This is a genomic window from Pseudochrobactrum sp. Wa41.01b-1 (assembly GCF_019464455.1).
In the GTDB taxonomy this organism is placed as follows: domain Bacteria; phylum Pseudomonadota; class Alphaproteobacteria; order Rhizobiales; family Rhizobiaceae; genus Pseudochrobactrum; species Pseudochrobactrum saccharolyticum.
Map to the genome: position 1 here is coordinate 3,083,893 of NZ_CP080493.1, position 18,885 is coordinate 3,102,777.

16 protein-coding genes, 1 tRNA gene and 1 riboswitch are annotated in these 18,885 nt (G+C 52.6%); of the genes, 12 read left to right on the forward strand and 5 right to left on the reverse strand.

Going from position 1 to position 18,885, the window contains the following annotated elements; translation table 11 throughout:
- Positions 1-66: 66 nt before the first annotated feature.
- Complete coding sequence (locus K1X45_RS14065) at positions 67-408, reverse strand: TIGR01244 family sulfur transferase (RefSeq protein WP_220159207.1); 342 nt, start codon at positions 406-408, stop codon at positions 67-69.
- 289 nt (positions 409-697) lie between these two features.
- Here K1X45_RS14065 and fdhD point away from each other — a divergent pair, with 289 nt between their 5' ends.
- Positions 698-1,561, forward strand: a complete 864-nt coding sequence (gene fdhD, locus K1X45_RS14070; protein ID WP_220159208.1) for a formate dehydrogenase accessory sulfurtransferase FdhD — start codon at positions 698-700, stop codon at positions 1,559-1,561.
- Between the two features lie 36 nt (positions 1,562-1,597).
- Here the strand turns inward: fdhD and K1X45_RS14075 are convergent, their stop codons facing one another.
- Positions 1,598-2,068 (reverse strand): 6,7-dimethyl-8-ribityllumazine synthase, encoded by a 471-nt coding sequence (locus tag K1X45_RS14075; RefSeq protein ID WP_220159209.1) that lies wholly within the window; start codon positions 2,066-2,068, stop codon positions 1,598-1,600.
- 85 nt (positions 2,069-2,153) lie between these two features.
- A riboswitch (FMN riboswitch) is annotated at positions 2,154-2,307 on the reverse strand.
- 263 nt (positions 2,308-2,570) lie between these two features.
- On the opposite strand from K1X45_RS14075, the gene K1X45_RS14080 reads away from it, so the two are divergent.
- Together K1X45_RS14080 and K1X45_RS14085 are read left to right on the forward strand one after the other, a co-directional pair.
- Positions 2,571-3,020, forward strand: a complete 450-nt coding sequence (locus tag K1X45_RS14080; protein WP_220159210.1) for a GNAT family N-acetyltransferase — start codon at positions 2,571-2,573, stop codon at positions 3,018-3,020.
- A 637-nt stretch (positions 3,021-3,657) separates the two neighbouring features.
- On the forward strand, positions 3,658-5,058 hold the full coding sequence (locus K1X45_RS14085) for a DHA2 family efflux MFS transporter permease subunit (protein ID WP_220159211.1): 1,401 nt from the start codon (positions 3,658-3,660) through the stop codon (positions 5,056-5,058).
- Positions 5,059-5,109: 51 nt separating this feature from the next.
- Here the strand turns inward: K1X45_RS14085 and K1X45_RS14090 are convergent, their stop codons facing one another.
- Positions 5,110-5,868: an RlmE family RNA methyltransferase gene (locus tag K1X45_RS14090; protein WP_022711220.1), complete on the reverse strand. Its 759-nt coding sequence runs from the start codon at positions 5,866-5,868 to the stop codon at positions 5,110-5,112.
- On the reverse strand, positions 5,865-7,544 hold the full coding sequence (locus tag K1X45_RS14095; RefSeq protein WP_370627043.1) for a Ppx/GppA phosphatase family protein: 1,680 nt from the start codon (positions 7,542-7,544) through the stop codon (positions 5,865-5,867). The genes K1X45_RS14090 and K1X45_RS14095 overlap by 4 nt, the downstream gene beginning before the upstream one ends.
- A gap of 259 nt (positions 7,545-7,803) precedes the next feature.
- Here K1X45_RS14095 and K1X45_RS14100 point away from each other — a divergent pair.
- From K1X45_RS14100 to K1X45_RS14135, 8 genes are all read left to right on the forward strand, one after another.
- Positions 7,804-7,877: transfer RNA gene (locus tag K1X45_RS14100), tRNA-Gln, on the forward strand.
- A gap of 356 nt (positions 7,878-8,233) precedes the next feature.
- Positions 8,234-9,532 (forward strand): ROK family protein, encoded by a 1,299-nt coding sequence (locus K1X45_RS14105; protein WP_220159212.1) that lies wholly within the window; start codon positions 8,234-8,236, stop codon positions 9,530-9,532.
- Positions 9,529-10,839, forward strand: coding sequence for a xylose isomerase (gene xylA / locus K1X45_RS14110; protein ID WP_116086996.1), 1,311 nt, complete (start codon positions 9,529-9,531; stop codon positions 10,837-10,839). The genes K1X45_RS14105 and xylA overlap by 4 nt, the downstream gene beginning before the upstream one ends.
- A gap of 58 nt (positions 10,840-10,897) precedes the next feature.
- Positions 10,898-11,953, forward strand: coding sequence for a sugar phosphate isomerase/epimerase (locus tag K1X45_RS14115; protein ID WP_220160524.1), 1,056 nt, complete (start codon positions 10,898-10,900; stop codon positions 11,951-11,953).
- A 10-nt stretch (positions 11,954-11,963) separates the two neighbouring features.
- Positions 11,964-13,118: a Gfo/Idh/MocA family protein gene (locus K1X45_RS14120; RefSeq protein WP_220159213.1), complete on the forward strand. Its 1,155-nt coding sequence runs from the start codon at positions 11,964-11,966 to the stop codon at positions 13,116-13,118.
- Positions 13,115-14,653 carry a sugar ABC transporter ATP-binding protein gene (locus tag K1X45_RS14125; protein WP_220159214.1) on the forward strand — a complete coding sequence of 513 codons (1,539 nt, stop codon included), beginning with the start codon at positions 13,115-13,117 and terminating at the stop codon, positions 14,651-14,653. Before K1X45_RS14120 ends, K1X45_RS14125 begins: the two co-directional genes overlap by 4 nt.
- Positions 14,650-15,663 carry an ABC transporter permease gene (locus tag K1X45_RS14130; RefSeq protein WP_220159215.1) on the forward strand — a complete coding sequence of 338 codons (1,014 nt, stop codon included), beginning with the start codon at positions 14,650-14,652 and terminating at the stop codon, positions 15,661-15,663. Before K1X45_RS14125 ends, K1X45_RS14130 begins: the two co-directional genes overlap by 4 nt.
- Before the next feature lie 103 nt (positions 15,664-15,766).
- On the forward strand, positions 15,767-16,711 hold the full coding sequence (locus tag K1X45_RS14135; RefSeq protein ID WP_220159216.1) for a substrate-binding domain-containing protein: 945 nt from the start codon (positions 15,767-15,769) through the stop codon (positions 16,709-16,711).
- Positions 16,712-16,781: 70 nt separating this feature from the next.
- On the opposite strand, the gene K1X45_RS14140 is transcribed toward K1X45_RS14135, so the two are convergent.
- On the reverse strand, positions 16,782-17,321 hold the full coding sequence (locus K1X45_RS14140; protein WP_220159217.1) for an invasion associated locus B family protein: 540 nt from the start codon (positions 17,319-17,321) through the stop codon (positions 16,782-16,784).
- Between the two features lie 386 nt (positions 17,322-17,707).
- Between K1X45_RS14140 and K1X45_RS14145 the strand changes: the two genes are divergently transcribed.
- Positions 17,708-18,850, forward strand: a complete 1,143-nt coding sequence (locus tag K1X45_RS14145) for an ABC transporter substrate-binding protein (RefSeq protein WP_220159218.1) — start codon at positions 17,708-17,710, stop codon at positions 18,848-18,850.
- Positions 18,851-18,885 lie beyond the last annotated feature (35 nt).

Sequence of the window (18,885 nt, forward strand, 5' to 3'; positions counted from 1 at the left end):
ACCCGCTGCGTTTTGTAGAATTCAGATGATGTGCAGAGCGTATCCGCACATCATCATTGAACTTAATCAGCGCTGTTTCTGCTGCTGAACAATTCCGTAAAGATTGGTACAGCGGGTGCCGGAACGGCAATAAGCGAGCACAGGCTGCGGTGCATTTTCCAGTGCTGCTGTCATCTCGTCCAGATTTTCCTGCGTGATCTGGCCACCGGCCACAGGGATGAAATAGGTTTGCAGACCGGCGGCAGTTGCTGCCTGCGCAACCGCATCATAGAGCGGCTGGTCGTCGGATTCATGATCCGGACGGTTGCAAATCAGGGTTTTGAAGCCCTGTGCCACAACACCGGTAATATCTTCCGGTGCCAGCTGGCCGGTGACAGCAAAATTTTCATCAATCAGACGAATGTCCATAAGTCGGAACCTCATTAATGCATGTCGGCTCAAATGGATTCATTTGAGCTCCCGCGAACATGCGACAATTAAAAGAATCCGGAGCGAGTGTCGTGGCTGTGATCAAATACAACACGCTCTGGTGGATTTGTTTCAGAATATACCATCGTGATGTGCTTACCACCCCGAAAGCGCTTATTGCCTGTTGAAACTGCCGCGTCATGACGGAAATTATCATCCGTTTAAGCGCTGGTATATGCTTCCAATAAAAGCATATAGTTATGGCGTCAGAGGGTTGAAAGGGAAAACTATGGATAAAACCTGCGGACTTGAGAGAGAGGGCGCGGATATTCCGCCAGCTACATCTGAGGTCAGTAATATTATCCGTCGTCAGGGTGTGCTGAAGGCTTCGCAGCGGCAAGTGGCAGAGGAGCTTCCGGTCGCTTTTTCCTATGGCGGTACCACCCATGCGGTGATGATGGCCAGTCCGCAGGATATTGAGGATTTTGCCATTGGCTTCAGTCTCTGCGAAGGCATTATTGCGCAGGCTTCTGAAATTGAGGCGATGGATATTCAGAGCTTTCCCGCCGGTATTGATGTGCAGATGCAATTATCTGACCTGAAACGCGATGCACTGACTGCCCGTCGCCGTCATATGGCCGGGCCGGTTGGCTGTGGCCTATGCGGTATTGAATCGATTACCGAGGCTGTGCGGGAATTTCCGCCGGTTGCTGACAGTGATTTCACACTGCGTTCTGAGCAGATTGTGCAGGCCGCAGAGCAAATGTGGGATTTGCAAATTTTGCATCGGGCGACCGGAGCCGTTCATGCGGCAGGTTTCTATCAGACGCATCAAAGTGGTGGCGAGATACTGGCCGTGCGCGAGGATGTCGGGCGGCATAATGCGCTGGACAAGCTGGCAGGCTTCTTGTTGCGTGATGAGGGCAAGGCTGAAAATGCTGATCCGGCGCGGGGGGCTGTAGTTGTAACCAGCCGTGTTTCGCTGGAAATGGTGCAGAAAACAGCGGCTATCCGTTCGCCGGTGATCATGGCGATTTCCGCGCCGACGGCTTTGGCAATCCGTACTGCTGATGCATTGAATATCACGCTGGTGGCGCTGGTGCGTGGGGATGAATTTGATGTCTATACCCATCCGCATAGGATTGTGGAGTAAAAAGCGGCCTGCTGATACAGGCCGCTTTCTTTGATTTTAGGCTTCGATTTTGCTGTAAGTGTCCAAAATCTGCACCGTTGCATGGGCGGCTTCACGACCTTTGACCATAAAATGTGCATGGAAAAAATCATGATGCTCTTTGCTGTCATGATAATGATGGGGGGTCAGTACAACGCTCAAGACAGGTACATTGGTGTCCATCTGTGCCTGCATCAGGCCTTTGATGACTGCATCGGATACGAAATCGTGGCGATAAATGCCGCCGTCAACAACAAAGCCCGCTGCAACAACTGCAGCATATTTGCCGGTACCAGCCAATGTGCGGGCGAGAAGCGGGGCTTCAAATACGCCAGGAACGTCAAAGACTTCGGTTTCAATGCCGTTGTCAGTCAGTTTGGCCAGTTCTTTAATATAGGATTTGCGTGCTTCATCCACGATATCGGCGTGCCAGCGTGCCTGAATGAATGCAACTTTGAGGGAAGATGGGTTGGTCAAGCTCTGGTTCATAGTTTCATCTCTTGATACTAGAATCAGGGCGCAAATTCACAAATCGACAGATCACACGCAGAAAGCGGGTGTTGTTTAACCGTGTCTTTGCTCTCTTTCATCCGGACTATACCGTCGGCTCCGGCATCGCACCGGATCTGCTGACTCTGAACAAATCGCTTTATTCAGACGCTCGCGGGCTCAAAGAGTTTCCTCTTCATACCGCCGGTGGGGAATCGCACCCCGCCCCGAGAACAACATCGCGCATTATTACGCGACGCATGTCTCATACAGACAGCTGACGGGGAAGTCGAGTGGACAATGTGTTACTGTTTTACTTTACAATCTTGCTTCGCTTTTGTGCCGGTGATATGGAGGCGCAGTCCAATCAGGAGATTTATGCGCAGCAACTCATAGCAAGTGTTTCCCCGACAGCCTTTTCATAAATGGCTGAGGGTTGAGTTGCGCCTTTTGCAGCCCATAGCAGGGCGCGTATAATATCTTTCAATGGACTAAAATTATCATGATACAAATACGAAATGAAATCCGCCCGATCCGCAATGAGGATACGGAAACTCTGGTCGCTATCTGGCTGGAGGCCTCACAATTTGCCCATAGTTTTCTGGGGCAGGAGCGCCTGCAATTGCAGTCTGAACAGGTGCGGGATATCTATCTGAAACAAGCTGAAAACTGGGTGATCCTCGAAAACGGACAACCGGCCGGATTTATCGGTCTGATGGATCAGTTTATCGGCGGTCTTTTCATCGACACCAAAATTCATGGCAAGGGTCTTGGCCGTCAATTGCTCGACCATGCATTGCAATTGAAGAAAACGCTGTCGCTGGAAGTTTATGCACTGAACACGCAGGCACATAGTTTCTATCTGCGTAACGGTTTTACTGAAACGGCGCGTGATCCGCAGGATGCGGAAGGCCTGCCTTTTGAAGTCATCCATATGAGTCGTGATCTGTAATTCTACAGATAATAAAAAAGGTCTGCCGGAACACTTCCGGCAGACCTCTTGTGAAATCTGCAGCGCGGGAGTTCTCCCGCATAAACGAGTTAAGAGCATTCATTCGCTTATCAATACAGCGCCGCTATGCTCATCCGTCATGATGGTTATGGCAGAAAATCCAGCCCGATCACACTAATGGCAATGGCCGTATTCAGCGTGATGATCATCATGGTATAAAGTATTGCGCTTTTGGTGATCTCAGTCATCTCACACCTCTACGCATCGGCCCCTTATCGATGCTTTGCTCATTTCTGTTTACTCACCAAATGTAACAGCGTGTAACCGGTCACGCAACCCGAAAGCGCTTTTTTCTGCCGCTCCGGCGATGCCGGTCATGGTTTGAGCCTTGTTTTCCGGCCTTGGCAGACAAGGGAGGGCGGGGTTTTCAATTGTAACACGCTCATCACAATCCATTGTTTTTTAAGTCGAAATTAATCACGTTCGCACACGATTTGTTGCCCGCGTTAAATTTTGTGACACTATGTTTTTGCCCGTCAAAAAACTTTGCCGGTCCGGTCAATTCTGCGTGTAATCCGGTCTGGCTGGTTTATATAATGACCATGATGAAACATATCTGACATTCAGGATTCGTATTGTGAATCGCATTATTCCGCTGGTTCTGGCCGTCGCGCTCTTTATGGAGCAGATGGATTCGAATGTGATTTCGACCTCTCTGGCGGCAATTGCAGCCGATATCGGCACCAGTCCTATTGCGCTGAAACTGGCGCTCACCTCTTATCTCGTATCTTTGGCGGTGTTTATTCCGGTCAGCGGCTGGATGGCCGATCGCTATGGCGCCCGCAATGTATTTCGTGCAGCGATTGCGGTTTTTGTGATCGGCTCTGTGGCCTGTGCAGCATCCAATTCTCTGATGAGCTTTGTGGTCGCGCGTTTTCTGCAGGGCATGGGCGGGGCGATGATGACGCCGGTCGGTCGTCTGGTCTTGTTGCGCTCTACACCGCGTAATCAGCTGGTGAATGCGATGGCATGGCTGGCAATCCCGAGCATGGTCGGGCCTTTGGTCGGGCCACCGGTCGGCGGTTTCATCACAACCTATTTCAGCTGGCACTGGATATTCCTGATCAATGTGCCGATTGGCTTGGCCGGTATCTGGTTTGCAACCAAATATCTGCCGGTGCTGGATGTGCCGCTGCCGCGCAAGCTGGATGTGACCGGTTTTATCCTGTCGGGGCTGGCAATGTCCGGTGTGGTCTTCGGGCTTTCTGTGGTCAGTCTTCCGGCGCTGCCGCCTGCGGTGGGCATTGTCACGCTTGGTGTCGGTCTGCTGTCGACAGCTCTATATATCCGCCATGCAAAGCGGGTGGAAAATCCGCTGCTGGATTTGTCATTGTTTCAGAATGATGTGTTCCGTATTTCCGTTGTCGGCGGCAGCCTGTTCCGTTTAGGTATCGGTGCTATTCCGTTTCTGCTACCGCTGATGTTGCAGCTCGGCTTCGGGCTTGATCCGTTTCAATCCGGTATGATCACTTTTGTTTCGGCAATCGGGGCATTGCTGATGAAATTCGGGGCGACACGGGTTTTCTCCCGTTTTGGCTTCCGCCGGTTGCTGATGTTCGGCTCTCTCGCATCGGCATGTTTTATTATTCTGAACGGTTTTTTCACCCCGCAAACACCAATGACGCTGATCCTGATCGCCTTGCTGTTTGGTGGCTTCCTGCGTTCTATGTTCTTCACCGGAGTGAATGCGCTGGGCTTTGCAGAAATTCCCGACGACAAAACCAGTCAGGCGACACCGATTTCTGCGGTTGCCCAGCAGGTTTCAATTGCAATGGGTGTGGCGCTGGCCGGTGTGATACTGGAACTGAGCACAATCATTCGTGGTTCTGTGCTACAATTGCAGGATTTCCATATCGCATTTTATATTGTCGGTGCTATTTCCGCGCTGGCTTTCTTCTCTTTTGTCAAGCTGAAGCCGGAAGCTGGGCAGGAGCTTTATGAGAAGAAGTTCGCACCTAAGGTGAAGAAAATTCACTGAAACAAAAAAGCGCGGTTGAACCGCGCTTTTTTATTAGTTTGCAAAGCGAGATTACTCTTCGCTGTCATCTTCCTTACGGCCTTTGAAATCACGAGCGAGCAAATAAAGCTCAACGGATTCAGCGCGCGATGCAGGCGGCTTAACGTGATGTACAGAGCGGAAATTCTGCTTCAGCATGGTCAGCAGGTCGTTCTCGGTGCCGCCCTGAAAGGTTTTGGTCAGGAAGTGACCGCCCGGTTTCAGCACCGAAACGGCAAAATGCGCTGCGACTTCGCACAAATGCGCGGTGCGCAGATGGTCGGTACGGCGATGACCGGTCGTTGGTGCCGCCATATCGGAAATCACCAGATCAGGTGAGTCACCCAATGCATTCATAATGGCATTCGGTGCTTCATCATCCAGAAAGTCCATTTTCAGGAGTGCCACACCCGGCAACGGATCAACATCGAGATAGTCAATGCCAACAACATGCGGCTGCTCATCATTGGAGCCGACGATCTTCGCTGCAATCTGGCTCCAGCCGCCAGGGGCTGCACCCAGATCGATAATCTTCTGGCCTTTTTTCAGAATATTATAGCGCTCGTTGATCTCGATCAGCTTATAGGCCGCGCGGGAGCGATAGCCGTCTGCCTTGGACTGCTGCACATAAGGGTCGTTGAGATGGCGTTCCAGCCAGCGGCGCGATGTTTCTTTAATCGTGCCGGCCTTTTTCTTGACACGCACATGCATACCGCGCGTGCCTGCACCGCCACGACCGCCGGTGGTGTTGCCGAATTTTGATTTGCCGGACTTGCTTCCAGAACCGCTCATATCGACTGTCTGCCCTTTAGCTGCGTGTCCCTGCCGGAACCGTTTTTCATATAAGTTTCTTTTGCCTGATGAGGGCGGCGATGACGCCAAGCACCATCGCGGGACATCAATTCGGTGAGGATACCTTCACGCAAACCGCGATCGGCAACCAGCAATCTTTCGCTCGGCCAGATCTGACGGATGGCATCCAGAATAGCACAACCGGCCAGCACCAGATCGGCACGGTCTGCACCGATGCACGGATTGGCCACACGGGTTTTGAAATCCCATGACAGAAGCTTGGCGGTCATGTCTGTCACATCCTGTGACCCCATCCACATGCCATCCACGCGGCGGCGGTCATAGCGCTCGAGCCCCAGATGAATGCCCGCAAGCGTGGTTACCGTACCGGATGTGCCAAGCAAATGGAAATGCGTACTTTGAGCAAGCTCACCCAGCTTATGCCGCTCGCTGAAATCATTCAGCATGCCGGCAACATAGGCAACCATTTCCGCATAATTTTCAGGTGTAACATCGCGTCCGCCGAATTTCTCTGCCAGAGTGACAACACCTACGGGCAGGGAGGTCCATGCGGTGATATGTTCTGCAAGGCGCGAAGAGCGGCGGCAGGTCACATCAATCAGGGCGATTTCCGAGGAGCCGCCGCCGATATCAAACAGCACAAGCGCATCGGTCTCGCGATTGACCAATGTGCCGCAGCCGGAAACCGCAAGGCTTGCTTCAGTCTGGCGGTCCACAATTTCCAGCTCAAGACCGGCTTCCTCGCGTACCCGCTCCAGAAAATCTGCACCATTGCTGGCCGAGCGGCAGGCTTCTGTCGCGATCAGGCGCCTGCGGCGGATATTCTTGCTCTCAAGCTTATCACGGCAGATTTTAAGTGCTTCAATCGCACGGTTCATTGCCTGATCGCTCAGGCGGCCGCTGGTGCCGAAGCCTTCACCAAGACGCACGATGCGCGAGAAGGAATCGACAACGCGGAATTGTCCGGGTCTGCTCGGCGTTGCAATCAGCAGACGGCAATTATTGGTACCAAGATCAAGCGCTGCATAAAGTGGCGGCTCATAGGCGCGCGGCTGCGCAGCCTGCGGTGCGCGGCTTTCGCCTGCATGACCGGAATTATGCTCTGCTCTGGCCGCAATTGGTTTCGGGCTTTGGCGGTTCGGTGCATGGCCGTGCTTGGCGGTATGCGCTTGTGATGCAGACTGTGCCGACGGTGCCGCAGCTATATTATTGGCTGCGGCCGGATTGTCCTGCTTTTTACGGCGCGAGCGTCTGCGGCGGTTCGAGAGTTTCTTCCCGTTTCTTTGGCCGTTTTTCTGCTCGCTTTTCGGTGCATGATTGCCGGAACCGTTTTCTGCACGCGCTGATTTGGCTGAGGATGACTTATCACTGTTTGCAGAAACCCGTTCGGCGGCAAGGGAAGACCCTTGTGCACCGGCTGACATCGTTTCCGAGCCATTATGCTTTCCGGCTTTTCGCCGGCGCGCGCGTTTGCGCTGTTTTTTATCGAAGCGCCCCGATTCATCTGCCACGGGCTTTGGTGACGATGAGCCGACAGGAGAACGGCCTGACCGTTGCCCTGTATTCGGCGGTTCAGAGGAAGATGTTCTTCCTTCTTTGCCGCCAGACGCCCCGTTGATAGACACCTTTGGGGTGTGCAGATCGGGGTTCTTCAAAGTTTTTGTCCTTTTGGCACCGCGCGAACCCTTCAGGGACGCAGGCATGGTGCAGACTATTTCACGTTGCCCTTAATGTAACAGTCCTTTGCCGATTTACCAAGGGGCGCAAATTGCTAAGAGAAAGGAGAATTTTGTGATCTGTGGAAAAATATATTGAAATCAGTGCAAAGAGGGTTTGCATTTGTGAAAATATCAATTATATGACCACCCACGGCGCCGCGAGCGTCACCGCTTCGCTCTCACAGAGCAGCGATGCTGGGGAATAGTTTAATGGTAGAACGACGGACTCTGACTCCGTTAGTCTTGGTTCGAATCCAGGTTCCCCAGCCAATCTTCTTCTCACTCCATGAAATACAGAGATTTATCCGCTTAAAGCGGTAATTCATTGTTTTGATACAGTATATTTCCGTGTCAGCGGTATTTTCTGAAGAAGAATCGAATTTTCCGAAAATTGTAATTTATCCGAATCGCACCAGCGATGCGGCATGTGATTCTTTTATTTCCCTGTCATCTGCCTTCATTTTTTAATTATCCGGTCTGATTTTATTGCTGAGGCATAGAAATCTTATTTTTTTCGATACTCGAAAAATAGATGACAAGCAGAAAAATCCGTGCCAGTCTTATCCGCAGAGGAGACAGACGGAAACAGGTCGCTAAGAACCGTTCCGTTATAAGGGAGGTGTCGTGTGACGGGAGGCGTTTCACGATCTGAAGAGTTGCGCTGGCAAAACCGGCGACGGATTCTGCGATTGCTGCGGCAGTCCGGCAGTCTGTCACGCACGGATATCGCCGGTATGACCGGCATGAGCCACTCCACAATTTCCGCTATCAGTGCCATGTTGCTGGCAGAGCAGGTGCTCGTTGAAGTGCCTGAAACAGAAGCCGCGAATAATGCCGAGGGCAAGCGCGGCCGTCCGCAGGTTTTGCTCGGGCTCAATCCGCAATGCGCATCTGTCGTTGCGGTCAATATCGCGCTGAATGTGATTGACGTAGACCTGTTCGATTATGCGGGGCAGAGAATTGCCTTTGAGCAATTGCAGCTTGATACGCTGACTATAGCGCCGGATACTCTTCTCGCTGCCTTGCAACTGCAGATCAGCGCATTGCTCAGCCGTTATTCTGAACAGGCTGAAAATCTGCGCCATATCTCCGTGAGTGTGCAGGGCATGACTGATGCAGCCCATCAGATGCTGGTCTGGTCGCCGACCATCGGTGCGGAAAATGTGACCATCGCAGATTTCCTGAAACAGGCTTTTGATGTTCCGGTGATGGTTTTCAACGACTGTCTGATGATCGCTGAAGCTTTGCGCTGGTCGCAGCCGGACATCTTCCATGGTGATTTTGCTGCTATCCTGTTTTCTTCCGGTATCGGCATGGGGCTGTATCTGAAAGGCGAACCGTTTTCCGGTGCGCGCTCGTCCGCTGCGGAATTCGGTCATGTGGTCTATATGCCGGACGGCGCTTTGTGCCGCTGCGGCCGTCATGGCTGTCTTGAGGCCTATGCCAGTGATTATGGCATCTGGCGCAAGGCGCATGGTGTTGATGAAAACAGTGCGCCCGTGGCGATGATTCCCGAGAGTGATTTTTATGCGCTGGCGCATGAGGCCAGAACGGCAGACGGCGTTGCACGGCAGGCTTTCCAGCAGGCAGGCAAGGCGCTTGGTTTTGCCTTGCGCAGCATTTTCTCGCTGATTGATCCGGTGCCGCTGGCCTTTGTCGGCCCCGGTGTGCACGCTTTTGATCTCATTGAGGATGAATTGCGCCAGACCATCAGCGGTGATCTTGCCGATGGGCGGCAGGTCGGGCCGCGTAACGGCCTGCAATCGCCCAAAGACCTGACCATCCGTTGCTATCCGTCGGAACAGCCGCTGATCCTGCAAGGCTGTGCAATCACATCTTTGCTTCGCGTTGATGCGGAGACGGAAGTTCAGAAATCAAAATTGCTGGTGACAAATAATAATAACGCACAGAGGGTAACGGCATGAGTACAGGTTTCTTCGGATTGGACAAACCCATCCGCTATGAGGGTGAGAAAAGCACCAATCCGCTTGCCTATCGTTTCTACAATCCGGACGAGATTGTGCTGGGCAAAAGGCTGGAAGATCATCTGCGCTTTGCCATTGCCTATTGGCACAGTTTTGCATGGGTTGGCGGCGATCCGTTCGGCGGGCAGACTTTTGAGCGCCCGTGGTTCGGCGACACGCTGGATCATGCGAAGCGCAAAGCTGATGTGGCTTTTGAACTGTTTACACTGCTCGGTACGCCTTATTATTGTTTCCACGATGCGGATATCCGCCCTGAAGGCAAAAATTTTGCGGAAACATCGGCCAATCTCGACCACATGGCTGATTATCTTCAGGAGAAGATGAACCAGACGGGCATCAAACTGCTCTGGGGAACAGCCAATCTTTTCTCGCATCGCCGCTATATGGCCGGTGCTGCCACCAATCCTGATCCTGAAATTTTTGCCTATGCTGCCGCCACGGTTAAGCATTGCATGGATGTGACGCATCGTCTGAATGGTGAGAATTATGTGCTCTGGGGCGGACGTGAAGGCTACGAAACCCTGCTGAATACCGATGCAGGGCGTGAGCTTGACCAGATGGGACGCTTTCTCTCGCTGGTGGTCGATTACAAGCACAAAATTGGTTTCAAAGGCACAATCCTTGTCGAGCCCAAGCCGCAGGAACCGACCAAGCATCAATATGACTTTGATGTCGCCACCGTTTACGGCTTTCTCAAGCGCTATGGTCTGGAAGGCGAGGTGAAGGTCAATATCGAGCAAGGACATGCCATTCTTGCCGGTCATTCATTTGAACATGAACTGGCAATGGCCAATGCGCTGGGCATTTTCGGCTCCATTGATATGAACCGCAATGATTACCAGTCCGGCTGGGATACTGACCAGTTTCCGAACAATGTGCCGGAAATGGCGCTGGCTTATTATCAGGTTTTGCAAGGCGGCGGCTTTACCACCGGCGGCACAAATTTTGATGCCAAGCTGCGTCGTCAGTCGCTCGATCCGCAGGATCTGCTGATTGCGCATATCGGCGCAATGGATTGCTGTGCACGCGGGCTTAAAGCCGCAGCGAAAATGATTGAGGATAAAGCTTTGTCCGCTCCGCTTGATGCACGTTATGCCGGATGGCAGCAGCCACAGGCGCAGGCCATGTTGCAGGGCAAGCAATCACTGGAAGACATTGCTGCCTATGTGCGTGACAGCGGGATTGAGCCGCAGCCGGTTTCCGGTCGTCAGGAATATCTGGAAAATATCGTGAATTGTTACGTCTAGTTGCACTTCTGGCAACGGCGAACATCAGAAACGATACAGAAAATTCGGGAGTGGGATGATGAAAACGATTAAAGGACCGGCGATATTTCTGGCGCAGTTTGCGGGAGATGCGGCACCGTTTAACTCCTTTGAGAATATCTGCAAATGGGCAGCCTCGCTGGGCTATAAGGGCGTGCAGATTCCGACATGGGATAAGCGTCTGTTCGATCTTAAAAAAGCTTCAGATTCGCAAACCTATTGCGATGAAATCAAAGGCATCGCCGCTGATAATGGCTTGGAAATTACCGAGCTTTCAACGCATTTGCAGGGGCAGCTTGTTGCGGTGCATCCGGCCTATGATGCAGCCTTTGACGGCTTCGCCGATGAGGAAGTGCGCGGTAATCCGCAGGCGCGTCGGGTATGGGCGGAAGATCAGGTGCGCCGCGCGCTGCGGGCTTCCAAACATCTTGGTCTGACTGCGATGGCATCCTTCTCCGGTGCACTGGCATGGCCCTATGTCTATCCGTGGCCGCAGCGTCCTGCCGGTCTTGTCGAGACAGCTTTTGACGAACTGGCGCAACGCTGGACACCGCTGCTCAATTATGCTGACGAAAACGGTGTGGATGTTTGCTACGAATTACATCCGGGGGAAGACCTGCATGACGGCATTTCCTATGAGATGTTTCTGGATCGGGTGAAAAATCATGTTCGCGCCAACATCCTGTATGATCCGTCGCATTTCGTGCTGCAGCAGCTCGATTACCTTGATTTCATTGATATTTATCACGAACGCATCAAAGCGTTTCACGTCAAGGATGCGGAATTTAATCCGACCGGACGGCAGGGTGTTTATGGCGGTTTCCAGAGCTGGGTGAACCGTGCAGGCCGTTTCCGCTCTTTGGGTGACGGACAGGTTGATTTCGGCGGTATTTTCTCGAAGCTGACAACGCATGACTTCGACAGCTGGGCAGTGCTTGAATGGGAATGCGCATTGAAGCATCCTGAAGACGGCGCGCGCGAAGGTGCGGAATTTATTCGCCATCACATCATTCGCGTTACAGAGCGTGCTTTTGATGATTTTGCCGATGCGGGCACTGATGATGCTGCAAATCGCAAAATGCTTGGTCTGGGCTAAGGAGGCGGTTATGGGAAACGCAGCACATCGTATCAGACTTGGCATGGTCGGCGGCGGGCAGGGCGCTTTTATCGGCGCCGTGCATCGCATTGCAGCGCGGATTGACGATCAGTATGAACTGGTCGCGGGTGCGCTTTCATCCGATCCGGCACGCGCCGGTGCTTCTGCGCAGGAACTGGGCATTGCACCTGAGCGTTCCTATGCGTCTTTTGAAGAAATGGCACTGGCTGAAAGTAAAAGGCCGGATGGGATTGAGGCCGTGGCTATTGTTACACCGAACCATCTGCATGGCGCAGCTGCCCGCGCTTTTCTGGCCGCAGGCATTCATGTGATTTGCGACAAACCACTGACAACTACAGTTGCTGAAGCCGAGCAACTGGTTGAAACTGTTCAGCAGTCCGGCAAAATCTTTGTGCTGACCCATAATTACAGTGGCTATCCGATGATCCGGCAGGCGCGGGAAATGGTGGCCAATGGTGATCTGGGCGATATCCGTGTTGTGCAGGCCGAATATGCGCAGGACTGGCTGACCGAGCGCAGTGAGCTGAGCGGTAATAAACAGGCTGAATGGCGCACAGACCCGAAACGCTCCGGTGCTGGTGGTGCAATCGGTGATATCGGCACCCATGCCTATCATCTGGCCGGATTTGTCAGCGGTCTTGAAGCCGAGGCTGTGCTGGCGCAGCTGACCAGTTTTGTTGAAGGTCGTGCATTGGACGATGATGTGCAGATTATGCTGCGCTACAAAGGCGGCGCACGCGGCATGTTATGGGCAAGTCAGGTTGCCGTCGGCAATGAAAACGGGCTGAAACTGCGGGTCTATGGCAGCAAAGGCGGTCTGGAATGGTCGCAGTCTGATCCGAATTATCTGTGGTTCACGCGTTTTGGCGAGCCGAAGCAACTCATCACCCGTGGCGGTGCCGGAGCCGGTGCCTCAGCCGCTCGTGTTACCCGTATTCCGGGCGGGCATCCGGAAGGTTATCTCGAAGGTTTTGCCACGATTTACACGGAAGCAGCACGCGCTATCCGCGCAGCGCGCAACGGTGAAAAACCGGATGCGGCGGTACTATATCCGACTGTTGAAGACGGGCTTGAAGGAATGCGCTTTATTGAAGCTTCTGTGGCTTCATCCAAAGCGGGCAATGTCTGGACAAATTTGCGATGACAGAAACTGACACGAGCAGCAGATCACCATTTATGCGTGTCGAGGGACTGGCCAAAAGTTTTGGACCGGTGGAAGTGCTGCGCGATATTACGCTGGATATCCGTGAGGGTGAAATCCATACGGTGATCGGCGAGAACGGTGCCGGTAAGTCAACACTGATGAAACTGCTGGCCGGACATTTAAGTCCGAGCAAAGGCACAATCTTTATTGATGGGCAGCCGGTTGTGCTGTCAGGGCCGGTAGATGCGGAACATCGCGGTATTGTGCTGGTGCATCAGGAGATTTTGCTGGCACCGGATATGACGGTTGCGCAGAATATTTTCCTCGGCCGCGAGCAGCGCAAAGGTCTGATGCTGAATGACCGTGCCATGAATGCGCAGGCCAGAGCGGCAGTTGCAGATCTCGGAGCTGATATCGACCCGACGACCCGTGTCGAGCAATTGTCGATTGCGCAACGTCAGCTGGTGCAGATTGCCCGTGCTTTGCTGGTGCCGCATCGTTTGGTGATTTTTGATGAGCCGACTGCGTCGCTGACGCCGGTTGAAACTGAGGCTTTGCTCAAAGTCATCATGGCTATCCGTAATCGCGGTGCTGCGATTTTGTATATTTCGCACCGCCTGCCGGAGGTGAAAGCCATTGCCGATCGTGTGACAGTGCTGCGCGACGGGCAGATGATTACAACGCGCGAGGCGGAAGGGCTGGAACCGCTGGATATGGCACAGCTGATGGTCGGGCGTGATATGTCCCAGCTTTATCCGGAACGTGTCATCCCGCAGGTCAAAACGCCTGTACTGGAAGTCTCGGATTTTACTGTGCCGGGCTATGCGAGCAATTGCGGCTTCACACTGCATAAAGGCGAGATACTCGGTTTCGCAGGGCTGATCGGCGCAGGGCGCACCGAGCTTTGCGAGGGGGTGGTGGGCTTGCGTCATGCGCATGGTACTGTGCGTGTCAACGGAACCGCGCGGCGCTTTCACAATGCCCGTGAGAGTATGGATGCCGGACTTGTTTACCTGAGTGAAGACCGTAAAGGCAAAGGACTGTTGCTGGCACAAAACTTGCGCACCAATCTGACATTGGCCGCTTTAAGTCAGTTTTCAGGCTTGCAGATCAACCGCGCTGCCGAGGTCGCAGCATTGGAAAAGGCAATCGGGGACTTTGATATCCGCACCCGTAATCCTGACCTTCTCGCCGGACAGCTTTCAGGCGGTAATCAGCAGAAATTGCTGCTGGCGAAGATGATGCTGCTCGAGCCGGATATTGTGATTATTGATGAACCGACACGCGGTATCGACATTGGCACCAAAGAGCAGATTTACCGTTTTATTGCCGAGCTGGCCGCGCAGGGCAAAGCCGTTATCGTGATTTCTTCGGAAATGCCGGAGCTGATCGGCCTGTGTCATCGCACGCTGGTGATGCGCAATGGCCGTATCGTTGCGGAAATCAGCGGAGATAAAATGACAGAGAATGAAATTGTTGTGCACGCCACCGGTGTCACATCTTCAGAGGCTGCAATTTTTGCAGAGGCGCTATGACAGAACAGGCTAAAACCACTCCGCAAAATACAACAGAACGCCGCTTCTGGCAGGATATGGATTTGCGTGCTGTTGCCCCTTTCGTGGCGCTGGCTGCTCTGCTGGTCTTCGGAACGCTGGTGAACTCCAATTTCATCGGCGTGGACAATCTGCTGAATATTGCAACCCGCAGCGCCTTCATCGCGATTATCGCTATCGGCGCGACCTTTGTGATCTCGTCCGGCGGTCTTGATCTGTCTGTCGGCTCGATGTCTGCCTTTGTTGCAGCTGTCACGATCATGTTTATGAATTCCGGCATTATCACCGGCATTCTGCCGATGTTGCTGGTGGCTGCCTGTATTGCCATTGTTGTCGGTGCGCTTTGCGGGCTGGCCAATGGTGTCACGACAACACTCGGACGTATCGAACCATTTATCGTAACGCTTGGTACAATGGGTATTTTCCGCGCACTCACCATTTATCTGGCTGAAGGCGGTTCCATTGCTATGAAATCGCAGGAGCTGCGGGCAGCTTATCGTCCGGTTTATTTCGGCAATATTCTGGGTGTTCCGCTGCCGATTGTTGCGATCATTGTTGTGGCGCTGATTGCATCTTTCATACTCTATCGCACAGCTTTTGGCCGCCATATTATCGCGGTTGGTTCCAATCAGGATGTGGCGCGTTATTCCGGCATTCCGGTTAACCGTGTGCGCACAATGGCTTTTGTCATTCAGGGCATCTGTGTTGCCATCGCTATTCTGATTTATATTCCGCGTCTGGGCGCAGCCACACCGACCACAGGTCTGATGTGGGAATTGCAGGCAATTACCGCAGTGGTGATTGGCGGCACAGCCTTGCGTGGCGGTGTTGGCCGCATCTGGGGCACTGTTTGCGGTGCGCTCATTCTGGAGGTTGTCGGTAATATTATGGTTCTGTCTGATCTGGTCAGTGAATATCTGATCGGAGCGGTGCAGGGCGCGATTATCATTATTGCGATGCTGGTGCAGCGGTCATTGTCGCGGCGTCAGTAATTGCTGATGTACTTGGCGGCGGAGCTGTGGCTCCGCTGTCGCAAAGCGGCGGAGGGGAGGCCGGACCGCCGTGTCGTCAGGCCAACTATCAGGGAGTGAGATCATGAAAAAAATATTGCTAGGTGCTGTTTGTGCTGCTGCCCTGTTCGGGACAGCGGCTCAGGCACAGGAAGAAAAGAAAGTCACGATTGCCGTGTCGATACCGGCGGCTGACCATGGCTGGACAGGCGGCGTTGTCTATCACGCAGAACGGGCTAAAGCGGTTCTGGAAAAGAGCCATCCGGGTCTGAAAATTGTTATCAAAACCTCGCCGGACGGCGCTTCGCAGGCCAATGCTCTGGAAGATCTGACTACGCAGGGTATGGATGCGCTGGTAACTCTGCCGCATAATTCTGATGAGCTGACCGATCCGATCCGCCAGGTGAAGGATAAGGGCATTTTCGTTACCGTTGTTGACCGCGCATTGTCCGATCAGTCCATTCAGGATCTTTATGTTGCCGGTAATAATGAAGAACTCGGCCGCGTTGCCGGTCAGTATCTGAAAGATACGCTTGGCAAAGGCGATGTCGTGGTTATCCGCGGCCTGCCGATTGTGATTGATGAAGAACGCCAAAAGGGTTTTGACGGCGCAGTGGCCGGCAGCGACATCAAGGTGCTGGATAAGCAGTTCGGTAACTGGTCGCGCGATGATGCCTTTAAAGTGATGCAGGACTATCTGGTTAAATATCCGAAGATCGATGCGGTCTGGACGCAGGATGATGATATGAGCGTTGGCGCTCTTGAAGCCATTCAGCAGGCCAAACGCACAGATATTAAAATGGTTGTCGGCGGTGCCGGCATGAAAGAAATGATTAAAAAGGTTGCCGACGGCGATGCAATGGTGCCGGTAGATGTACTCTATCCACCTGCAATGATCGCAACTGCAATGGAACTGACCGTTGCCAATTTCTACGATCAGGTGCCGGTACGCGGACGCTATATTCTGGATGCAACCCTTGTCACCAAGGACAATGCACAGGAATTTTACTTCCCTGATTCACCATATTGATCAGGTTGTATCTGAAAAAGAAAAGCTCCGGTTCGCCGGAGCTTTTTTGTTTTGTACTATGAGCGGACACTTATTTCAGCAATTCTCTGGTGCGTTTTATAGCGGAGGCAAAGCCATCCAGCGGGACTGCGAGTTTAAGGTCTTTCCCGTCCGCAGATTGTATGAGGACAGACAGGTTCTGCCCCTTACTTAAGGCATCTGTCTTCGCTGTATCAAAACTGGCGGGTACAATACAACCGGCCGGCAGGCAGGTTGAGAATGCAACAGCTTTGTCGGCAGTCGTTTCATCAATCTGCAAAACCGCTCCGGCACTGAGATTGAGGCCGAACGGCAGAACAAAGACACCGGATGCACCGCTTTTGTCAGGGCTAATCTCAACGGCAAGAGCCCGCTGTCTTTTATCATCAACCTGTTGCTGGGACATGGAACAGAGGACTTTCTGCGCTTCGTCCTGCTTTTGCACAAGGCAGGAAACTGTCCAGTTGCCGTAAGTTTCAGAGAGCGATGATGCCCCGCCAGGTAATCCGGTGGCAGCTGATACAGATATAATATTCAGTATCAATACAATGACCGTACCGGATATTATTCTGAGGATGTTTTTGTTATTCATCACTTGCTCTCCCCTGTTTTATTGAGTGACTGACGGATATTTCAGAGACCGGCAGAGATGGTTTTCACCGGTTCTGAAGAATTGAAAATAATCCGCACCATAGACAGTTTTGGCCGGTGAAATACTGACAATTATATATGTTTTACGGGGATAAAATCTGAGCATTCCGGCAATGCGGAAATATCGGGCTTTATTGGTTCAGCCTGTGCTTGCAACTGTGCAAACAAGCCGTTAAATCAGATTATGATGGGCTGAAACTCCGGTCATTGAATATACATTTCTGTATGGTGAAAAACATATGTTGTTTTTGTGCTGACAATAATGATGTGAATGATTGTGCAGACAGAATGAAATCCCATCCGGTCGGGGAGCCTTGGGAGGGGTTTATGAACAGAAGACATTTACTGGCTTTAACTGCAGCAGCTGCATTGTCAGCAGCGTTACCGCAAATGAGTTTTGCGGCGGAAACCATCAAAATCGCAGACGTGATTGAGCTGTCCGGCGCAGGCGCGACCGTTGGCACCAATTGGCGCGACGGTTTGAAGCTGGCTGTTGAAGAGATCAATGCCGTAGGCGGTGTGCTCGGACAGCAGATCGAAGTCACAGACTATGATACGCAGACCGATGCAACGACTTCACGCGCTATGGTGCAGAAGGCGATTGACGACGGCGCCGATGTGATTATGGGGCCGATTTATTCCGGCTCGGTCAAAGTCAATATGATGGTTGCCATGCAGAATGGCGTGCCGCAGCTGACCGGTGCGGAAGCACCATTCATCACCGATCTCGGTAATCCTTATATTTTCCGCACATCCTTCGGCGCGCAACAGTCGATGCCGAAACTGGTGAAATATCTCACCGATGAACTGAGCGCTAAAACCGTTGCCGTTGCATGGGTCAATAATGACTTCGGCAAGGGCGGACGCGATGCGTTTGTTGCGGAGCTCGACAAACGCGGCATCAAACTTGTCGGTGATGTGTCCAGTGAAGTCGGTCAGGCGGACTTTGCCGCTGACGTGGTGAAGCTTAAAGACAGCAATGCCGATGTGATCTTCGCCTATTTGCATGAAGAAGAAAGCGCGCGTCTGCTGAAAGAAATGCAGAAACAGGGCGTGAAACAGCCGATCTTTGGTGAAACCACACTGATGAACCAGAAGGTGATTGATCTGGCCGGTGATGCAGTGAACGGCGTGCGTGGCCATGTTGGTTTGACCGCCGATGCACCGGTGCAGGCTGTGCAGGATTTTGCCAAGAAATTTGAAGGCAAATATGGCTACAAGCCGGATCACAATGCGATCAAAGCCTATATGGGCGCTTATATCGTGAAATATGTGACCACGAAAAACGGCAAAGTTGACCGTCAGGCCTTTGCTGATACGCTTCACGGACTGACCATCACCCCTGCCGATGAGCCGGGCATTCTGATGGAAACCACATGGGACGACAAAGGCGAAGTGAACCGTGAGAGCTTCCTTGTGGAAGTCAAAGACGGCAAGCAGTCTGTCGTTTCCACATTGCCTAAGCTTTAAGCTGATAGCGTATTCCGGCGGGGTGCCCGCCGGAT